Annotated in this window: 15 protein-coding genes; 11 read left to right on the forward strand and 4 right to left on the reverse strand. The window is 61.3% G+C overall.

What is annotated here, in order from left to right:
• The first annotated feature begins 9 nt into the window (after nucleotides 1-9).
• Nucleotides 10-834, forward strand: coding sequence for an iron uptake system protein EfeO (gene efeO / locus KGA97_RS19055; protein WP_223481283.1), 825 nt, complete (start codon nucleotides 10-12; stop codon nucleotides 832-834).
• A gap of 193 nt (nucleotides 835-1,027) precedes the next feature.
• Nucleotides 1,028-2,206 (forward strand): MFS transporter, encoded by a 1,179-nt coding sequence (locus tag KGA97_RS19060; protein WP_008026279.1) that lies wholly within the window; start codon nucleotides 1,028-1,030, stop codon nucleotides 2,204-2,206.
• Here KGA97_RS19060 and pssA read toward each other — a convergent pair.
• Entirely contained in the window at nucleotides 2,201-3,544 is a 1,344-nt protein-coding gene (gene pssA, locus KGA97_RS19065) for a CDP-diacylglycerol--serine O-phosphatidyltransferase (RefSeq protein WP_223481284.1), read from the reverse strand. The genes KGA97_RS19060 and pssA overlap by 6 nt on opposite strands.
• 217 nt (nucleotides 3,545-3,761) lie before the next feature.
• On the opposite strand from pssA, the gene KGA97_RS19070 reads away from it, so the two are divergent.
• Together KGA97_RS19070 and KGA97_RS19075 are read left to right on the forward strand one after the other, a co-directional pair.
• The gene (locus KGA97_RS19070) at nucleotides 3,762-4,325 is read left to right on the forward strand and encodes a TetR/AcrR family transcriptional regulator (RefSeq protein WP_192227246.1); all 564 of its coding nucleotides are present in this window, start codon (nucleotides 3,762-3,764) and stop codon (nucleotides 4,323-4,325) included.
• Between the two features lie 56 nt (nucleotides 4,326-4,381).
• The gene (locus tag KGA97_RS19075; RefSeq protein ID WP_192227247.1) at nucleotides 4,382-4,858 is read left to right on the forward strand and encodes a DUF1348 family protein; all 477 of its coding nucleotides are present in this window, start codon (nucleotides 4,382-4,384) and stop codon (nucleotides 4,856-4,858) included.
• Between the two features lie 120 nt (nucleotides 4,859-4,978).
• Here the strand turns inward: KGA97_RS19075 and sfnG are convergent, their stop codons facing one another.
• Nucleotides 4,979-6,070: a dimethylsulfone monooxygenase SfnG gene (gene sfnG, locus KGA97_RS19080; protein ID WP_223414370.1), complete on the reverse strand. Its 1,092-nt coding sequence runs from the start codon at nucleotides 6,068-6,070 to the stop codon at nucleotides 4,979-4,981.
• Nucleotides 6,071-6,407: 337 nt separating this feature from the next.
• Here sfnG and KGA97_RS19085 point away from each other — a divergent pair, with 337 nt between their 5' ends.
• Nucleotides 6,408-7,646 (forward strand): acyl-CoA dehydrogenase family protein, encoded by a 1,239-nt coding sequence (locus tag KGA97_RS19085; RefSeq protein WP_223481285.1) that lies wholly within the window; start codon nucleotides 6,408-6,410, stop codon nucleotides 7,644-7,646.
• A gap of 182 nt (nucleotides 7,647-7,828) precedes the next feature.
• Nucleotides 7,829-8,608 carry a TSUP family transporter gene (locus tag KGA97_RS19090; protein WP_008038340.1) on the forward strand — a complete coding sequence of 260 codons (780 nt, stop codon included), beginning with the start codon at nucleotides 7,829-7,831 and terminating at the stop codon, nucleotides 8,606-8,608.
• On the opposite strand, the gene nudC is transcribed toward KGA97_RS19090, so the two are convergent.
• Nucleotides 8,576-9,406 carry an NAD(+) diphosphatase gene (nudC, locus tag KGA97_RS19095; protein WP_008026265.1) on the reverse strand — a complete coding sequence of 277 codons (831 nt, stop codon included), beginning with the start codon at nucleotides 9,404-9,406 and terminating at the stop codon, nucleotides 8,576-8,578. The two genes, KGA97_RS19090 and nudC, sit on opposite strands and share 33 nt — an antisense overlap.
• A 7-nt stretch (nucleotides 9,407-9,413) precedes the next feature.
• A complete protein-coding gene (locus tag KGA97_RS19100; RefSeq protein WP_008026262.1) occupies nucleotides 9,414-10,226 on the reverse strand; it encodes a crotonase/enoyl-CoA hydratase family protein in 813 nt (270 codons plus the stop codon).
• Between the two features lie 555 nt (nucleotides 10,227-10,781).
• On the opposite strand from KGA97_RS19100, the gene glgA reads away from it, so the two are divergent.
• From glgA to KGA97_RS19125, 5 genes are read left to right on the forward strand one after another with little or no spacing between them, the layout of a single operon-like run.
• Nucleotides 10,782-12,368: a glycogen synthase GlgA gene (gene glgA / locus KGA97_RS19105; protein WP_223481286.1), complete on the forward strand. Its 1,587-nt coding sequence runs from the start codon at nucleotides 10,782-10,784 to the stop codon at nucleotides 12,366-12,368.
• Between the two features lie 13 nt (nucleotides 12,369-12,381).
• The gene (treZ, locus tag KGA97_RS19110) at nucleotides 12,382-14,178 is read left to right on the forward strand and encodes a malto-oligosyltrehalose trehalohydrolase (protein ID WP_223481287.1); all 1,797 of its coding nucleotides are present in this window, start codon (nucleotides 12,382-12,384) and stop codon (nucleotides 14,176-14,178) included.
• Entirely contained in the window at nucleotides 14,175-16,253 is a 2,079-nt protein-coding gene (gene malQ, locus KGA97_RS19115; protein WP_223481288.1) for a 4-alpha-glucanotransferase, read from the forward strand. The genes treZ and malQ overlap by 4 nt, the downstream gene beginning before the upstream one ends.
• Nucleotides 16,250-19,021 (forward strand): malto-oligosyltrehalose synthase, encoded by a 2,772-nt coding sequence (locus tag KGA97_RS19120; RefSeq protein ID WP_223481289.1) that lies wholly within the window; start codon nucleotides 16,250-16,252, stop codon nucleotides 19,019-19,021. The genes malQ and KGA97_RS19120 overlap by 4 nt, the downstream gene beginning before the upstream one ends.
• A gap of 2 nt (nucleotides 19,022-19,023) precedes the next feature.
• A complete protein-coding gene (locus tag KGA97_RS19125) occupies nucleotides 19,024-19,350 on the forward strand; it encodes a DUF2934 domain-containing protein (protein ID WP_207284279.1) in 327 nt (108 codons plus the stop codon).
• Nucleotides 19,351-19,468: the final 118 nt, after the last annotated feature.

Consider the following 19,468-nt stretch of genomic DNA (forward strand, 5'->3'; position numbering starts at 1 on the left):
AACCGTCCCATGAAAAAGTCGCCACTCGCGTTATTGCTGACCCTTGGTTTGCTCAACACCCCGTTTTCGGCTTTCGCGGCGACGGCGCCGCTGGAACTGGTGGGGCCGATTTCGGATTACAAAATCTACGTCACCGAGCAACTGGACGAACTGGCCAGCCACACTCAGAAATTCACCGATGCGGTGAAGAAAGGTGATCTGGCCACCGCGCAAAAACTCTACGCGCCGACCCGGGTTTACTACGAATCGATCGAGCCGATTGCCGAGCTGTTCAGTGACCTCGACGCCTCCATCGACTCCCGTGTCGACGACCACGAAAAAGGCGTGAAAGCCGAAGACTTCACCGGTTTCCACCGCATCGAATACTCGCTGTTTTCCGAGAAGAGCACCAAGGGCCTGGGCGAACTGGCGGATGGCTTGAACAAAGACGTCAAGGACCTGCAAACCCGCGTGGCCGGCCTGACCTTCCCGCCGGAGAAAGTGGTGGGCGGCGCGGCGGCGCTGCTGGAAGAAGTCGCCGCCACCAAGATCTCCGGCGAAGAGGATCGTTACAGCCACACCGACCTGTATGACTTCCAGGGCAATATCGACGGCGCGAAGAAAATCGTCGACCTGTTCCGTCCACAGATCGAGAAGCAGGACACGGCGTTCATTGCCAAGGTCGACAAAAACTTTGCCACGGTGAACAAGACGCTGGCGAAGTACAAAACCAGGGATGGCGGTTTTGAGACCTATGACAAGGTGAAGGACAGCGATCGCAAGGCGCTGGTTGGGCCGGTGAATACGTTGGCTGAGGATTTGTCGACGTTGCGTGGGAAACTCGGACTGAACTGAGTTTTTGTTGCGTCTTTGCGGGCCCCTTCGCGAGCAAGCCCGCTCCCACATTAGTTTTGTGTCGTACACAATTCCAATGTGGGAGCGGGCTTGCTCGCGAAGGCATTTTCACCGGCAACACATTTTCCTGATGAATTGCATAACCCGCGATACCATCCCCCGCCAATAATAAAAGCTCACGGAAGACTCACCCATGTCCGCTTCAACCTTCGACCTGCGCCCGCTCATGGTCGCCAACATGGCCTGCACCATGGCAATGATGGCGTTCGTTTCTTTGATCGGGCCCATCGCCCGGGTGTTGGGCCTGGCCACCTGGCAGGCCGGTGCGGCGGTGACGGTGTCCGGGGTGATCTGGATGGTGCTGGCGCGCCCATGGGGTCAGGCCAGCGACCGCTTCGGACGACGACGCATTCTGTTGCTCGGCACTGCGGGATTCACCCTCGCCTATTGGGCCTTGTGCCTGTTCATCGACACGTCTTTGCGATTCCTGCCTTCAGCGGCGCTGGCGTTTATCGGGCTGATGCTCGGACGCGGGCTGATCGGCGTGTTCTATGCGGCGATCCCGGTCGGCTGCAATGCACTGATTGCCGACAACGTCGAGCCGCAACACCGCGCCAAAGCCATGGCCGCGCTGGGCGCTGCCAACGCCTGCGGGCTGGTGGTCGGCCCGGCGATAGCGGCGTTGCTGTCCCGATACAGCCTGAGCCTGCCCTTCTACGCCATGGCGTTTCTACCGCTGATGGCATTCCTCGTGCTGCGTTACAAGCTCAAGGCCCAGGAACTGCACTTGCGTCAGGCACCGCGCAAGGTGCACCTCAACGATCCACGGTTGCGCCGGCCCATGGCGGTCGCGTTCGTGGCGATGCTGTGCGTTTCTGTCGCGCAGATCACCGTTGGCTTCTTCGCCATCGATCGACTGGGCATGAGCCCGGCCGACGCCGCGCAAACGGCCGGTATCGCCCTGACCATGGTCGGCTTCGCGTTGATCTGTTCGCAGTTGGTTGTGCGTCGACTGGAATGGCCGCCTCTACGGCTGATCCGGGTCGGCGCGATGGTCGCTGCGCTGGGGTTTTCCGGCAGCATCATGGTCGATTCGGCGTGGGGGTTGTGGCTGGGGTTCTTTGTCTCGGCGAGCGGCATGGGCCTGATTTTCCCGTCCTTCGCCGCGCTTGCCGCCAATGCGGTCGAGGCCTCGGAGCAAGGCGCGACCGCAGGTTCCATCGGCGCCGCCCAAGGGTTCGGCGTGGTGATCGGGCCGTTGACCGCCACGCTGATCTACGGCATCGAACCGCGTTTGCCGTATCTGGTGGCGGCTGCGTTGTTGCTGCTGGTGGCCCTGTGGCCAGGGCCCCGGCAGCGTCAGGCTTTATAGGATGCGATAGAGCAAGCGTTCAATGCGCACACGACTGACACGCTTGAGGAACTTGGCCACGCCCGCCGGGTAATCCGGCAGGGTTTGCAGGTCCTGATAACGCTCGATGCGCGTGGTGTGCTGGAAAATCTCCGCCAGCTCACTGCGACGCGGCTCCAGCAATTCACCTTTGGGGTCATCAATCAGCAGCGCGTTTTCCAGGTCGAGACGGAATGCGCGCGGATTGAGGTTGTTGCCGGTCAGCAAGGTGTAACGCTGATCGACCCACATGCCTTTAAGGTGATAGGTGTTATCGCCGTCCTTCCACAGGTGCAGGTTCAACTGACCGCTGTCGACGCTGCGATGATGACGATTGGCGAAACGCCGCAGGCTGATCTCGTAGAGGTACGGCAACGCCGAGATCACCTTGAACGGCTCGCTCGGCGGGATGTAGAAGTCGTTGGCGGTTTTGTCGCCGACCACGATGTCGATCTTCACCCCCCGGGCCAATGCCCGGTTGATCTCCCGGGTGACCGCCAACGGCAGGTTGAAGTACGGCGTGCAGATCGTCAGTTGATGCTGGGCACTGGCGATCAACTCGCAGATTACCCGGCTCAACGGGTTGTTCTTGCCGACCCCAAGCAATGGGCTGACCGACAAACCGTCTTTAACCGTGGTGCCCGTCGTGGTGTCGTACGCCGCATGTTTCAGGCGGCTGCGCAGGTCGCCGATGTCGTGGCGCAGGCTGCGGGTGGTCGGCAGGTTCGGCAAATCGAGGCGATGCACCGCTTTCGAGGCGACCAGGCCGTGCTGAACCAGGTGTTGCATCGAATCGGCCAGGGCGCCGTTGTGCAGCAGGTGATAACGGTCGTAGCGGTATTTGTCGAATTTGTGCAGATAAACGTTGTTCAGGCTCGCGCCGCTGTAGATCACGCAGTCATCGATCACGAAGCCTTTCAAATGCAGCACGCCGAACAGCTCGCGGGTCTGCACTGGCACACCGTACACCGGGACCACGCTGGCGTGGGTTCGGGTGGTTTCCTGATACCACGCCGAATTGCCCGGCTGTTTGCCGGCACCGATCAAGCCACGCTGGGCGCGCAGCCAGTCGACGACCACCACCACGTCCAGTTCCGGACGCGCCAGTTTGGCCGCGTGCAAGGCATCGAGAATTTCCTGGCCGGCTTCATCCTGTTGCAGGTACAGCGCGACGATATAAATGCGCCGGGTCGCCTGGGCAATTTTTTCCAACAGGCAACGACGGAATTCGGCAGCGCCAGAGAGGATGGTGACGGCATCGGCGGTCAGCGGAAAACTGCGCAGTTTGGGCAGCAGAGAGCGTTTGAAAAGCGACGGCATAGGGCTCGCAATGGGTCGAATCCGGAGAGGTTGAGAGCTTACACCATGGAGGGGTTTGGGTCTTGTTACGGTCTGTAATGACCCCTTCGCCGGCAAGCCTCGCTACTACAGAGGTATGCGATCCCCAGTAGGAGCGAGGCTTGCCCGCGAAGGCGATTTCATGGTCGCCACAAAATAATATTTGACCAAGGAGAACGATCGTTCTACTGTACGCCACATGAACGAAATCACTAGCAACGACACACGCGACATCATTCTGGATGTCACCGAAAAGTTGATCTACAAAAGTGGCATCGCTGCCACGGGCATGGATCTTCTGGTGAAAACCGCCGGCGTCTCCAGAAAAAGCATCTACCGCTACTTCGCCAACAAGGAGGAGTTGACCGTCGCCGCCCTGCAACGCCGCGACGTGCGCTGGATGCTCTGGTACAGAAGTGCCGTCGACCAGGCCGAAACCCCGGCCGACCGGCTGCTCAACCTGTTTACCGTGCTCAAGGCCTGGTTTGCCTCCGAAGGCTTCCGTGGCTGCGCTTTCATCAACACCAGCGGTGAAACCGGCGACCCGCAAGACCCGGTCCGGCTGGTTGCCAAAGAACACAAACAGAAGCTGCTCGACTACGTGCGCGAGCTCTGCACCGAACATGGCGCAACCGACCCGGAGACGCTGGCCAAACAGCTGCTGATCCTGATCGATGGCGCCATTACCGTGGCGCTTGTCATGGGTGATCACAGTGCCGCCGATAATGCGCAATGCATGGCGCGAAAGTTATTGGACCTGTAACACTTTAAACAAGCCCGACAACTTGCTTGAACTTTAATATTATTGGGAGACTTTAAATGTCTAACGCCGAAGTTCGTCCGCCATTGCCGCCGTTTACCCGTGAATCGGCCATCGAAAAAGTTCGCCTGGCCGAAGATGGCTGGAACTCCCGTGATGCAGAGCGTGTGTCTCTGGCCTACACACTGGACACCAAATGGCGCAACCGCGCCGAATTCGCCTACAACCGTGAAGAAGCCAAAGGTTTCCTGACACGCAAATGGGCCAAGGAACTGGACTATCGACTGATCAAGGAACTCTGGGCGTTCACCGGCAACCGCATCGCCGTGCGCTACGCCTATGAATGGCACGACGACTCGGGCAACTGGTTCCGTTCCTACGGCAACGAAAACTGGGAGTTCGACGAGAACGGCCTGATGGCCAACCGGTTCGCCTGCATCAACGACATGCCGATCAAGGAAAGCGACCGCAAGTTCCACTGGCCGCTGGGGCGTCGCCCGGATGATCATCCGGGACTGTCTGACCTAGGTCTGTAAACACACATCTCCCCCCTGTAGGAGCCGGCTTGCCGGCGATAGCGTCCTCACATTCAACGAAGATGTTGTCTGTGATACCGCCATCGCCGGCAAGCCGGCTCCTACAAGTTTTTGTGGTGGTCAGGCGACTTCGGCTTGTTTCACGCTGGCCTCGGCCTCCAGCTCCCGCACCAACGGCAGCACCCGCTTGCCGAAATACTCCACCTCTTCCTGAAAGTGCAGAAACCCCGCCAGCACCAAATCCACGCCCACCGCTTTCAACGCCACAATCCGCTCGGCAATTTGCCGGGGCGTGCCGATCAGGTTGGTCTTGAAGCCGTCGTTGTACTGCACCAGATCCTCGAACGTTGATTTGGCCCAATTACCCTCGCCTTCCGGTGATGCCCTGCCCGCCTGTTTCGCCGCATCGCCAAAGGCATTCACCGCTTCCGGATCAGCCTGATCGATGATCTGCGCCAGCACTGCGCGAGCCTCTTCTTCGGTGTCGCGGGCGATGACGAACGCGTTGACCCCGACCTTCACCGAGTGATTGTTCGCGGCGGCCTTGCTGCGGATATCGTCGACTTGCGCCTTGATGCCTTCCGGCGTGTTGCCGTTGGTGAAGTACCAGTCCGAAACTCGCGCCGCCATGTCCCGTGCTGCACGGGAGCTGCCGCCCTGAAAGATTTCCGGCTGGCCCAGCGGTTTCGGTTTGAGGCTGTAATTGTCGAAACGGTAGAAGTCACCGCGAAAGGTGAAGTTGTCCTGGCTCCAGATGCCTTTGAGCGAGCGAATGAATTCTTCGGAGCGGCGATAGCGCTCGTCGTGCTCCAGCCAGTGTTCGCCGATGGCCTGGAATTCACCCTTGAACCAACCACTGACGATGTTCACCGCGATGCGGCCGTTGGTCAGTTGATCGATGGTCGCCAGTTGCTTGGCCGCGAGCGCGGGTTGCCAGGGGCCGGGCAGGATCGCCGCGATGACTTTCAATGTGGTGGTGGCGGCGAGCAGCGCGTGGCTGAAGGCGACCGATTCATGCTGGTACTCGGCACCGTAACCGGCGGTGAAGCGAATCTGCGTCAGGGCATATTCGAACCCCGCCGCTTCAGCCAGTTGCGCCAGTTTGCGGTTGTAGTCGATGCCCCAGTGGGTGCGTTGTTCGATCTTGCTGACCACCAGCCCGCCGCTGACGTTCGGCACCCAGTAGGCAAATTTGACGGCTTGCTGACTCATTGACGTGTCCTCGGGACGTTAGGAAGTCCTGGGGTGAGAGCAGCAACCGTGCCAGTACTTTCCCGAGCCAACCGCAGAACCCTGTGGGAGCGAGACCGGCTTGCCGGCGATGGCGGTGTGTCAGCCAACACATCTGTTGTATGTGCAACCGCCATCGCGAGCAGGCTCGCTCCCACAGGGTTCTGGGTGTGACAGGGCAATTTGCTACGGCGCTGTTGCTGCAGCAACAGTTCAGGCCACATTGACGCACGTACGCCCCGCAAATCCTGGCTGCCCCTCTCCGGCATGGACCATGCAATCCCCCTTGGCATCCACTGCCGATCCAAGGAGCTGTCCCATGACCGAACACCAGGTAATCAACCCGCTGTCCATTGGCACTGACTATGAAGCGCTGGCCGCAAGATTCCGTCCTATTTTCCAGCGCATCGCCGCCGGTGTCGTTGAGCGTGAACAGTCGCGCAGCCTGCCTTACGAGCCCATCCAGTGGCTGAAGGAAGCCGGTTTCGGCGCGGTGCGCGTGCCGGTGGAATATGGGGGTGGCGGCGCCTCCCTGCCGCAGCTGTTTGAGTTGCTGATCGAACTGGCCGAAGCCGATTCCAACGTGCCCCAGGCACTGCGGGGGCATTTCGCGTTTGCCGAGGACCGCTTGAACGCCACGCCAGGGCCGGCACGGGATCTGTGGTTCAAACGCTTTGTCGACGGCGACATTGTCGGCTGCGCCTGGACTGAAATCGGCAATGTGGCGATTGGCGACGTGATCACCAAAGTCTCGCCCAACGGCGACGGCTGGCGACTCAACGGTGAAAAGTTCTACAGCACCGGCAGCCTGTTTTCCGACTGGATCGACGTCTACGCCCAGCGCAGTGATACCGGCGGCGATGTCATCGCAGCGGTGCGCACTCGGCAACCGGGGATCGTGCAAAGCGATGACTGGGACGGTTTCGGTCAGCGCACCACGGGCAGCGGCACGTCGCGGTTTATCGACGCCGAGGTGGACGCCGAAAACGTTATCGACTTCGCCACCCGTTTCAAATACCAGACGGCGTTCTATCAGCTCGTGTTGTTGGCCACGCTGGCCGGAATCGGTCGCGCCGCTTTGCGCGACGTGGCGCATCAGGTACGTGAGCGCAAACGTATTTACAGCCATGGCAATGCCCAGCGCGTCAGCGAGGATTCACAAGTTCAACAAGTCGTCGGTGAAGTGGCGGCGCTGGTGTACGCCGCCGAAGCGAGCGCGTTGAAGGCTGCACAACCGGCGCAGCGGGCGTATTTCGCGCGGTTTTCGGGGGATGACGCGCTGGAGCGGGCGGCGAATGTTGCAGCGGAGCTCGAATCGGCGAAAGCGCAGGTGGTGGTGTCGGAGCTGATTCAGCGGGCGACCACCGAGCTGTTCAATGCGCTGGGGGCTTCGGATGTGCGTCAGGGCAAGTCGCTGGACCGGCATTGGCGTAATGCGCGGACCGTGTCTTCGCACAATCCGGTGATCTACAAGGCGCGGATTGTCGGGGATTGGGAGATTAACGGGACTGAACCGCCGTTTGTGTGGCAGATCGGGAATGGGCCGGCCGCCAAGTGATGTAGCGCCTGCAAGTCAGTCTTCGCGGGCAAGCCTCGCTCCTACGGTTAAGCGCATTCCCCTGTAGGAGCGAGGCTTGCCCGCGAAGAGGCCAGACCAGTCGCCGCAGAAGTTGGATATAGGTAAGATATCGGCCCTTCCCCGCAGCCCTTTGCTGCACCCCGCCGAATAAGCCCATTTCCATGCCTTTCGAACTCAGCGTTGACCTCACCACCCTCGCCATCCTGGCCGTCGTCGCCTTCATTGCCGGTTTCATCGACGCCATTGCCGGCGGCGGTGGTCTGTTGACCACGCCGGCGCTATTGACCGCTGGCCTGCCGCCGCACCTGGTGCTGGGCACCAACAAACTCAGTTCGACCTTCGGCTCGGCCACCGCCAGTTTCACTTTCTATCGGCGCAAACTGTTCCATCCCCGGCAGTGGGTGCACGCCATCGTCGGCACTTTGGTCGGCGCGTTGACCGGTGCCGTAGTCGCGCATTACCTGCCCGCCGAATGGCTGAACAAAATGCTGCCGGTGATCGTGTTCGCCTGCGGCCTCTACCTGTTGTTCGGTGGCACGCCGAAAGCGCCGCTGGACAGCGAGGCACCGATCAAGAAAAAGTGGCAATCGACCCAAGGCTTCAGCCTCGGTTTCTACGACGGCGTGGCCGGCCCCGGCACCGGCGCGTTCTGGACCGTGAGCAGCCTGCTGATGTACCCCATCGACCTGGTGAAGGCCAGCGGCGTGGCGCGCAGCATGAACTTCGTCAGCAACATTGCGGCGCTGTCGGTGTTCATCTTTTCCGGGCAAGTGGACTGGATCATCGGCCTGAGCATGGGCCTGTCGGTGATGGTCGGTGCGTTTTTTGGTGCGCGCTCCGCCATCAGCGGCGGAGCCAAGTTCATTCGCCCGGTGTTCATCACCGTGGTGCTGGGCCTGACTGTGCGCCTAGCCTGGCAGCACTGGTTCAGCGTGGCCTAAACGCCGCGCCACATAGACGTCGATCAGGTAACGGGCAATCGAGCGTGACGCCGGCAACGGCGGCAGCTCGTGCACGTTGAACCACTGGGCGTCCTCGATCTCGTCCTCCTGGCAGACAATCTCGCCGCCGGCGTACTCGGCGTGGAAGCCGAGCATCATCGAGTGCGGGAACGGCCAGCACTGACTGCCCATGTACTGGATGTTCTTGACCTCGATCTGCACCTCTTCACGCACCTCGCGAATCAGGCAGTCTTCAGCAGACTCGCCCGGCTCGGCAAATCCCGCCAGCGTGCTGTAGACCCCGGTGACAAACCGTGGCGAGCGCGCCAGCAAGACTTCATCGCCACGGGTGATCAGCACGATCATGCTCGGCGAAATCCGCGGGTAATAGCGCAAATTGCACGGCTCGCAATACATCGCCCGCTCACGCGGCACCTGCAAGGTCGCCTGCCCGCAGTTACCGCAAAAACGGTGTTCGCGGGCCCAGGTGCCGATCTGCGCGGCATAACCCAACACTTTGTAAACCGCGTGATCGCCATCGAGCATGAACGCCCGCAAGCCTTTCCAGTTGCAGCCCGGTACTTCGCTGTGGCTGCGCAGCTCCAGCAGGTAGACCGGTTCGCCATCCAGATGACCGATGCCGTGCTCGGCCAGAACCGGCAGGTCCTGGCGCTTGAGCCATTCACGCGGGAACAGCGCGCCATTGTCGTCGAACAGGAAGCCTTCGGGGCTGCGCGCAACGGCCCAGCCGCCCGGTTGATCGGTGTCCAGTACTGCAGTGGTCCAGCGTGAAGTCATTTTTCAATCAATCCAGAAATTCGGGTTTCTGTTTGCTCATATGGGCGGCCATGGCCACGCGCAAGTCAGTGGATTGCAGCATGGCGGCGTTCCAGGTAGCGACGTATTCAAGGCCGTCATCAATGCGATGGTCGCGCATGTAGCTGATCATCTCTTTGGTGCCGGTGATCGCAATCGGCGACTTGCCGGCGATGTCCCGGGCAATGCCCATGACACCGTCGAGCAGGCTGGCGGCGTCGCTGTAGACGCGATTGACCAGGCCGATACTGCGCGCTTCCTCGGCGCCAAACGAGCGACCAGTGTAAGCCAGTTCACGCAGCATGCCGTCACCGATGATCCGCGGCAAGCGTTGCAAGGTGCCAACGTCGGCGGCCATGCCGATGTCGATTTCCTTGATCGAGAATTGCGCGTCTTCGGCGGCATAACGCATGTCGCAGGCGGCAATCAGGTCGATCGCGCCACCCAGGCAATAACCCTGGATTGCTGCCAGCACCGGCTTGCGGCAGTTGTCGACGGCATTGAAGGACGCTTGCAGCGCGAGGATCTTGCGGCGCAGCAGGCGCGCATTGCGGCCGACGTCCTTGCCCAGCTCATTGGCCACGCCGGCCAGCATCATCAGGTCGATACCGGAGGAAAAATGTTTGCCGGCGCCGCTGAGCACTACCACCCGGACTTCGTCGGTGTCATCGATCCACTGGAAGATCTCAATGATCTCGCTCCAGAACGCGGCGTTCATCGAGTTGATCTTTTCCGGACGATTGATCTGCACATGGGCAATTTTATCGGCCAGTTCGACGGTGAACGCAGTGTACTGAGACATGGCAGTGATCCTTTACCGGGCAAAAAATGAGGCCCGAACTATAACAAGGCAACCCGCGCCGCAGTAAGGCAGCGGTTCGGCCAAAAGCGGGACCTGCGAGCGCACCACAACAGTGCGCAGCCGTAATCGCCCTCGCACATTCATGTGACTGACAGGTTACTTTTTGGGGCTGAATTGCGAAAAAACATGCCCTTCGTCGGGGCGTTCCGCTGCCTTTGCGGTACGTCCGTACCGCTTTGAACCGATTGTCGAACAATTTTGCCAACTGGCCTTCACCGCTCTAAGTTCTGGCCTAGACTCCTTTTCGCGGGGCAAAACCGGTCGGTCACAAAGTGTCAAAAAAATCGAAACTTTTGCCATTTGTGGCCGGTCCTCTGAAAGGTAGGTGCGTTGCGACTGGTGCAATCCTTGCAACGGCCACTCCAGCCATTCTGCTTTAACGCATGGGCAGCGTTTGCTCACCGATGCGTAGCGCGTTTGCGCCCGGCCACAGGATTTGGCCACGAAACACCGTTTGCCAGACCTAGAATTAGATCAACAACACGGGAGATTCATATGATCAGTACGGCATTAGATATCCAGGGAGAACGTGCTCATCAGCAGGTCGGCGAAACGAGCGCCGTGAGCGCCCCAAGTGCCCAATCGATCAGCGTCACGGGTACCAAGACGTTGACGCCGGTGGTCAGTCAGAATCCCAACAGAAAGAAAGTGTTGTTTGTGACCTCGGAAATCGCCGACCTGGTGAAGACCGGCGGTCTGGGTGACGTTTCCGCGGCGCTGCCCCGGGCCATGGCGAAATTGCACGATGTGCGTGTGCTGATCCCCGGTTACCCGCAAGTGCTGCACAGCGAAAACCCGATCCACATTATTGGTGAGCTCGGCGGTCATGCCGCGCTGCCTGCCTGCAAGATCGGGCGCATGGACATGCCTGACGGCCTGGTCATTTACGTGTTGATCTGCCCTGAACTCTACGAGCGCGAAGGTTCACCTTACGGCGCCAACAACGGTCGCGACTGGCCGGACAACCATATTCGTTTCGCCCGCCTGGGCCTGGCGGCTGCCGACATCGCCGCCAACCTCGCACAAATCCACTGGTGCCCGGACCTGGTGCACGCCCATGACTGGCCCGCCGGCCTGGCCCCCGCCTATATGCACTGGCGCGGTCAACGCACGCCGACGCTGTTCACCATTCACAACCTCGCTTATCAAGGCGTGACCAGCCTGGGGTCGTGCCCCGAGCTGGGCATTCCCGCGCATGCCCTGCAACAGGAAGGCATGGAGTTTTACGGCAAGATGTCGTTCCTCAAGGCCGGCATGGCTTATTCGAGCCACATCACCACCGTCAGCGCCACCTACGCCCAGGAAATCACCACGCCGGCCTTCGGCTGCGGCCTCGACGGTTTTCTCGCCGCCAAAACCCAGCAAGGCCTGCTCAGCGGGATTCCCAATGGCATCGATGAAAGCTGGGACGCCGCCACTGACAGCCACCTGTTCCGTCCGTTCAGCATCGGTGACTGGGAAGGCAAAGCGGTCAACGCGGCGCACGTACGCGAGCTGTTCGGGCTGGACGACTCCGAAGGTCCGCTGTTCGCCGTGGTCTCTCGCCTGGTCTATCAGAAAGGCCTGGACCTGACGGAAGCCGTGTCCGAGTACATCGTCAAATCCGGTGGCCAGATCGCGATCATCGGGCGCGGCGAGCCGGAAGAAGAACAGGCCATGCGTGAACTGGCCCTGCGCTTTCCTGGGCAGATCGGCGTGCGCATCGGCTTCAACGAAACCGACGCCCGCCGCATGTTCGCCGGCAGCGATTTCCTGCTGATGCCCTCGCGTTATGAACCGTGCGGCTTGAGCCAGATGTACGCCCAGCGTTTTGGTTCGTTGCCGGTGGCACGCAACACCGGCGGCCTGGCCGACACCATCGAAAACGGCGTGACCGGTTTCCTGTTCGACGAATCCACGGTCGAGAGCTATCAGGAAGCCCTGAGCCGCGCCTTCAAAGTGTTCGCCTTTCCTGGCTTGCTCAATGCCATGCGTTGCCGGGCCATGGCCGCACCGTTCAACTGGTGCAAAGCCGTCGAACCCTACGCCGAACTCTACGAACAGCTGGTGGCTAAAGCGCTGGGGAAATCGAACAAACAGTAAGAGGTTTTCAACGATGCCGTTACGGACCCTTGAGACCTGGCCCCACGGCGCAATCATGCTGGACGCAGAGCACACGCGTTTTGCCTTGTGGGCGCCGGATGCTTTTTTTGTCAGTGTCGAACTGGAAGATGGACAGTCCTTGCCGTTGCTGCCTCAGGCCGATGGCTGGTTCGTGATCAAGACGCGCTGTCCTGCGGGCACGCGTTACCGCTACAACATTGATGGCGAACTCGAGGTGCCCGACCCGGCCTCCCGCGCTCAGGCCGGTGACATTCACCGGCACAGCGTGGTGGTCGATCCCCTCGCCTACACCTGGCGACACCGCGACTGGCTGGGCCGGCCCTGGAACGAGGCGGTGATCTACGAGTTGCACGTCGGTGCGCTTGGCGGTTTTGTCGAGGTCGAGCAGCACCTGGCGCGGCTTGCCGGACTGGGCGTTACCGCCATCGAACTGATGCCGCTGGCGCAATTTCCCGGTGATCGCAATTGGGGCTACGACGGGGTTCTGCCCTACGCGCCCCAGGCGTCCTATGGCACGCCCGAGCAACTCAAGCACCTGATCGACAGCGCCCACGGCCATGGTCTGGCGGTGATGCTCGATGTGGTCTACAACCACTTCGGCCCGGACGGCAATTACCTGCATCGCTACGCCAAGGCGTTCTTCAATGAAGACAAGCACACGCCTTGGGGTGCGGCCATCGACTTCCGGCGACGCGAGGTGCGCGACTTCTTTATCGACAATGCGTTGATGTGGTTGCTGGAATACCGCTTTGACGGTTTGCGCTTCGACGCGGTGCACGCAATCAAAAGCCCGGACTTTCTACAGGAACTGGCGCAACGCATCCGGCAGCAAATCGACCCGGCGCGCCACGTGTGGCTGACGGTCGAAAACGAACACAACCAGGCCAGCCTGCTGCAGGAAGGTTACGACGCGCAGTGGAACGACGACGGCCACAACGCCTTGCACGTGCTGCTGACCGGTGAAACCGAGGCCTATTACGCCGACTATGCCGACAACCCTACCGAACAGTTGGCGCGCTGCCTGAGCCAGGGCTTTGTGTTCCAGGGCCACACCAACCGCCACGGCGTAGCTCGCGGCGAGCCCAGCGGTCATTTGCCGCCCACGGCGTTTGTGCTGTTCTTGCAGAACCATGACCAGATCGGCAATCGCGCATTCGGCGAACGGCTGCACCAACTCGCCCACCCTGACGCCTTGAAAGCCGCGACGGCGTTGTTGCTGTTATCGCCGATGATCCCGCTGATGTTCATGGGCGACGAGTTTGCCGTCGAGCAACCGTTCCTGTTTTTCACCAGCCATCACGGCGAACTGGCGGAACTCGTTCGCGAAGGTCGGCGTAACGAATTTTGCGCGTTCGATGCATTTTCGGACCCGGCCAGGCGTGAACAGATTCCCGACCCGAACGCGCAGCAAACCTTCGAAGACTCACGACCGAATCTGACGGAGAGCGGGCAATCGGCCATTTACGCGCTGTATCGCCAACTGCTGAAAATCCGCCACGAGCAGATCATCGCGCACCTGCCCGGTGCACACCCGTTGGGTGCCGAGGTACTGGCGCCAGGCGCGGTGAGCGCACGCTGGCAACTGGGCGATGGCAGCCTGCTGCGCATTGACCTGAACCTCAGCGACAAGCCGGTGGTCCACTCCCCACAGGCCGGCACTTCGTTGTTGTTCGAACACCCGCCGAAGTCCGCCGACCTGCTGAATCAGGGCACCCTTGCCCCGTATTGCGCGCTAGTCAGCCTCACGACCGCAGCCCCTTTGCTACCCCCGGATGGAGAGCGCCCATGAGCGATGCGCAATTGGAAATACTGGCCAGCCGCGCTGGCCTGGCCGTCGACTGGATCGATGCCAACGGCCGCCCACAAAAAGTCGCGCCATCGGTGTTACGCAATGTCCTGACCGGGCTCGGCCATCCGGCCGGCAGCGCCCAGGAGATCGATGCCAGCCTGCAAGAATTGCAGCAAGTGCAACAAACCCGGCATTTGCCGCCGCTGCTGACCGCGGACGTTGGCGTGGGCCTCAACCTCGCACATTATTTCGAGCCGCAGACCCCCTGCGAGATCCACCTTGAGGACGGATCGCGGCTCAACCTGAAACTCGATGCCCAGGCGATGTTGCCCGGCCTGATTCCTGTCGGTTATCAGCACGTCAGTATCGAAGGCCAATCCTTTACGCTGGCCGTGGCGCCGGCACGCTGCTACAGCGTCAGCGATGCGGTCGACAGCCCGATCCCTCGCGCCTGGGGGCTGAGCGTGCAGCTGTACTCGCTGCGCCGTCCCGGCGATGGCGGTTTTGGCGACACCCAGGCGCTGGAAGACCTCGCCCGCGTTGCCGGTGAGCGTGGCGCCGAAGCGCTGGCGATCAGTCCGCTGCACGCGATGTTCAGCAGCGACACCCAGCGCTATAGCCCTTATTCGCCGTCCAGCCGCCTGTTCCTCAACAGCCTGTACGCAGCACCCGGCGCGATCCTTGGCGAACGAGCGATGCGCACGGCGATTGACGCCACCGGGCTCGCCGCCGAGCTCAAGCATCTGGAACAACAGCCGCTGGTTGACTGGCCCGTGGCGGCCGACGCCAAGCACCGTCTGTTGCAGGCGTTGTACGAAGGTTTTGTCCAGGGCGAACACCCGTTGCATGCCGATTTCAGCAGCTTCCGCCACGCGGCTGGCGAAGCGCTGGAGAACCACTGCCGTTTCGAAGCCATTCAGGAGGCCCGTGCCGCCAAAGGTGAAAACCTCGACTGGCGCGAGTGGCCCGAGCAATGGCGGGACCCGCGCAGTGCTGCGCTGGCTGAATTTGCCGAAGAGAACGCCGGGCGCATCGGCTTCTTCGCCTTCTGCCAGTGGTTGATTACCCGTTGCCTGGAGCGCGCACAAACCGCTGCGCGCAGTAGCGGCATGAGCATTGGCCTGATCGCTGACCTCGCGGTCGGTGCCGACGGCGGCGGCAGCCAGGCCTGGAGTCGCCAGGACGAATTGCTCGCTTCGCTGACGGTGGGTGCGCCGCCGGACATTCTCAATCGCACCGGGCAGGGCTGGGGCATTTCCGCGTTCTCGCCCGAAGGCCTGGTGCGTCACGGATTTCGTGCGTTCATCGAAATGCTCCGGGCCAACTTCGCCCATGCCGGTGGCCTGCGCATCGATCACGTCATGGGCCTGCAACGGCTGTGGGTGATCCCCAACGGCGCGTCACCCGCCGATGGCGCTTATCTGTATTACCCGGTGGACGATCTGCTGCGCCTGCTGACCCTGGAATCCCATCGGCATCAAGCCATCGTCCTCGGCGAAGATCTCGGGACGGTGGAAGACGGCCTGCGGGAAAAACTCATCGCCCGTTCGATACTCGGCATGCGCGTGTTGCTGTTCGAGCAGGACAACACACACTTCAAGCCGATCCTCGACTGGCCGGACAACGCACTGGCCACCACCAGCACCCACGATTTACCGACGCTCAACGGCTGGTGGCATGGCCACGATATCGACTGGAATGCCCGATTGGGCCTGGTCGACGCCACGGGTGAAATCGAGTGGCGCCGTCACCGCGAACGCGAGCGTGAAGGCCTGCGCCGGGCGTTGAGCCAGGACCCGCAGAACTTCCGCGAAGAGTCCCATGAGACCGATCAGATACTCGACGCAGCCATTCGCTTCCTCGGCCATACCCGCGCGCCGCTGGTGTTGCTGCCGCTGGAGGATGCCCTGGGTATCGAACAGCAGGCCAACCTGCCCGGCACCATCGACACCCATCCGAATTGGTCGCGCCGCTTGCCCGGCGCCAGCGAAGCCCTGCTCGATGACCTGGACGCGGCCCGACGTCTGGAATTGCTTGCCTGCGCGCGGCTTCAGGCGGCCGAGCGTGACCGATGAATCAACCACGCGCGACCCTGCGTTTGCAGTTTCATAAAGGCTTCACGCTGGACGACGCGGTGCCGCTGGTGTCCTATTTCGCCCGCCTCGGCATCAGCCATGTCTACGCCTCGCCGCTGCTGAGCGCACGCGCAGGTTCCATGCACGGCTATGACGTGGTGGACCCCACCACGGTCAACCCGGAACTGGGCGGCGAAGCGGCGTTGCGCCGTTTGGTCAGCGCGTTGCGTGAGCAGAACATGGGGCTGATCCTCGACATTGTCTCCAACCACATGGCCGTCGGTGGCGGCGATAATCCCTGGTGGCTGGACTTGCTGGAATGGGGCCGGTTGAGCCCGTACGGCGAATTTTTCGACATCCAGTGGCATTCACCCGATCCGTTGATGGAGGGTCAGCTCTTGCTGCCATTCCTCGGCAGCGACTATGGCGTGGCGTTGCAGGACGGCACCCTGCCCCTGCGCTTCGATGCGCAGCACGGTGCTTTTTACGTCGAACACTACGATCATCATTTCCCGATTTGCCCGATGGACTACGGCGAATTGCTCAAGGACGATACCGAGCAATTCAAATCACTGGCCGACCGTTTCAGCACCTTGAGTTACCAGACCGACGCCCACCGCTTGGCCAAACCGTTGAAAGACGAGCTGCGCGAACTGGCCAGCGACCCGGCCCTGCTTCAAGTCATCGAGCAGAACCTGCAAGCCTACGATTCGCTCACGCCGGACGGTTTCCAGCGCCTGCACCAGTTGCTGGAACGTCAAAGCTATCGCCTCGCCAGTTGGCGCACGGCGGCGGATGACATCAACTGGCGGCGCTTTTTCGATGTCAACGAACTGGGCGGCCTGCGTGTGGAGCGCCCGGCGGTGTTCGAAGCCACTCACGCAAAAATCTTCGAACTGGTCGCCGAGGGCCTGATCGACGGCCTGCGCATCGACCACATCGATGGCCTCGCCGATCCACGCGGTTATTGCCGCAAATTGCGGCGCCGGGTCGACAGCCTGGCGCCGGGCCGACACCTGCCGATCTACGTCGAGAAGATTCTCGGTGAAGGTGAAACCCTGCACCGTGACTGGTCGGTGGATGGCACCACCGGTTATGAATTCATGAACCAGGTGTCCTTGCTGCAACATGATCCCGCTGGTGAGAAAACCCTCGGCGAATTGTGGAACCGCTACAGCGAACGGCCCGCCGATTTCCGTCAGGAAGCACACCTGGCCCGCCAGCAAATTCTCAACGGCTCGCTTGCCGGCGACTTCGAAAGCGTCGCCCAGGCGCTGCTGCAAGTGGCCCGGGATGATGTGATGACCCGCGACCTGACCCTCGGCGCGATTCGTCGGGCGTTGCAGGAACTGATCGTGCACTTCCCGGTGTATCGCACCTACATCAGCCCTTGTGGGCGTTCCGCTGAGGACGATGGTTTTTTTCAGCAAGCCATGGACGGCGCGCGGCAAAACCTCAGCGAAGCCGATTGGCCGGTACTCGATTGCCTGGCCCGATGGCTGGGCGGCGAACCCTGGCGAAAACGCCCGGTGGGCCGCCCGCGCAAGATGCTCAAGCATGCCTGCGTGCGTTTTCAGCAACTGACTTCACCGGCAGCGGCAAAGGCTGTCGAGGACACCGCGTTTTATCGCTCGGCGGTTTTGCTGTCGCGTAATGACGTGGGGTTCAACACGGAACAATTCAGTGCACCGGTGGCTGACTTCCATGCCGCGTGCCTCAATCGTCTCGAAGAATTCCCCGACAACCTGCTGACCACCGCGACCCACGACCACAAACGCGGCGAAGACACCCGCGCCAGGCTGGCGGTGTTGAGCGAGCGCAGCGCGTGGTTCGCCGAGCAGGTGCCGCTCTGGCAGACACTGGCCCGGCCGGTGCGCGCCGACGATGCGATACCGTCGGCGGGCGATGAATTGATTCTGTATCAGGCGATTCTCGGCAGTTGGCCGCTGGAACTGCGCGTTGACGATCGGCCCGCGCTCGAGGACTACGTCAAACGTCTCTGGCAGTGGCAGCAGAAAGCCTTGCGTGAAGCCAAGCTGCAAAGCAGCTGGAGCGCGCCGAACGATTCATATGAACGTGCGACCCAGGCGTTCATCGAACGTCTGCTGCTAAGCCCCGAAGCCCAGTTGCTACGCGCAGCCCTGAGCAAAGCCGTGACGTCCATCGCCGCCCCCGGCGCACTCAACGGATTGGCGCAAACCTTGCTGCGCATGACCGTGCCGGGCATTGCGGACCTTTACCAAGGCAACGAGTACTGGGACTTCTCGCTGGTCGATCCGGACAACCGTCGCCCGGTGGATTACGCGAGTCGCCAACACACCATGCAACGTTCACCAGAACTGCCGGAACTGCTGGCCAACTGGCGTGACGGACGCATCAAACAAACCCTGATCGCGCGCACATTAGGCCTGCGCGCCCAACAGGCCGAGCTGTTTCAACGCGGGACGTATCAAGCGCTGGAAGTAGTCGGCTGCGAGGCACACCGGGTGCTGGCATTTGCGCGCTCGTACAACCAGAAGCAGGCCATCGTGATCGTCCCGATACGCTGTGCGGGCCTGCTGAAAAACAGTGCCATACCCCATGTCGGCGCGCCGCTGTGGGGCGATACGCGAGTCAAATTACCGTTTACCACCCCTGCCGAAAATCTGAAGGGACTTTTTTCCAGCGTCGCAGTCACAGAACACAAGGAGCTGATGATTGGCGCCGCGCTGGGGGATTTCCCGGTCAATCTCTTTATCCAAAACTTTGAGTTCAGTTCAGGAGCATAGCGATGAGTACCGACGATAAACGCATCCGCGAATTTGCCTATCAGATCTGGGAATCGGAAGGAAAACCCGAGGGCCATGAAGCCCGGCACTGGGAGATGGCTCGAAAACTGGCAGAAGCCGAAGCCCTGGCCCCCAGCAAATCGCCCAAGGCGGCTAGCAGCAAAGCGGCAGGCACCAAGCCTGCCGTCAGCAAAACCGCCAACGGCAAGGCTGGCGAGCCGAAAACCAAAGCCAAGGCGAAACCGGCCGCTGCGGCAAAGGTGATCCCGCCCGGGGAAAAATCAACCGAGAAGAAACCTCGCGCAGCGCGTAAACCGCCTGCGGTCTGACGCTTCCCGGCATTGCCCTGACTGACCTTGTGGCGAGCGACCTCTCGCCACCGTGGGCACGTTCGCCCCCGATAAACCTGTAGGAGCGAGGCTTGCCCGCGAAGGCGGTGTGTCATTC

The organism is Pseudomonas sp. BF-B-15, assembly GCF_019946675.1.
Taxonomy (GTDB): domain Bacteria; phylum Pseudomonadota; class Gammaproteobacteria; order Pseudomonadales; family Pseudomonadaceae; genus Aquipseudomonas; species Aquipseudomonas migulae.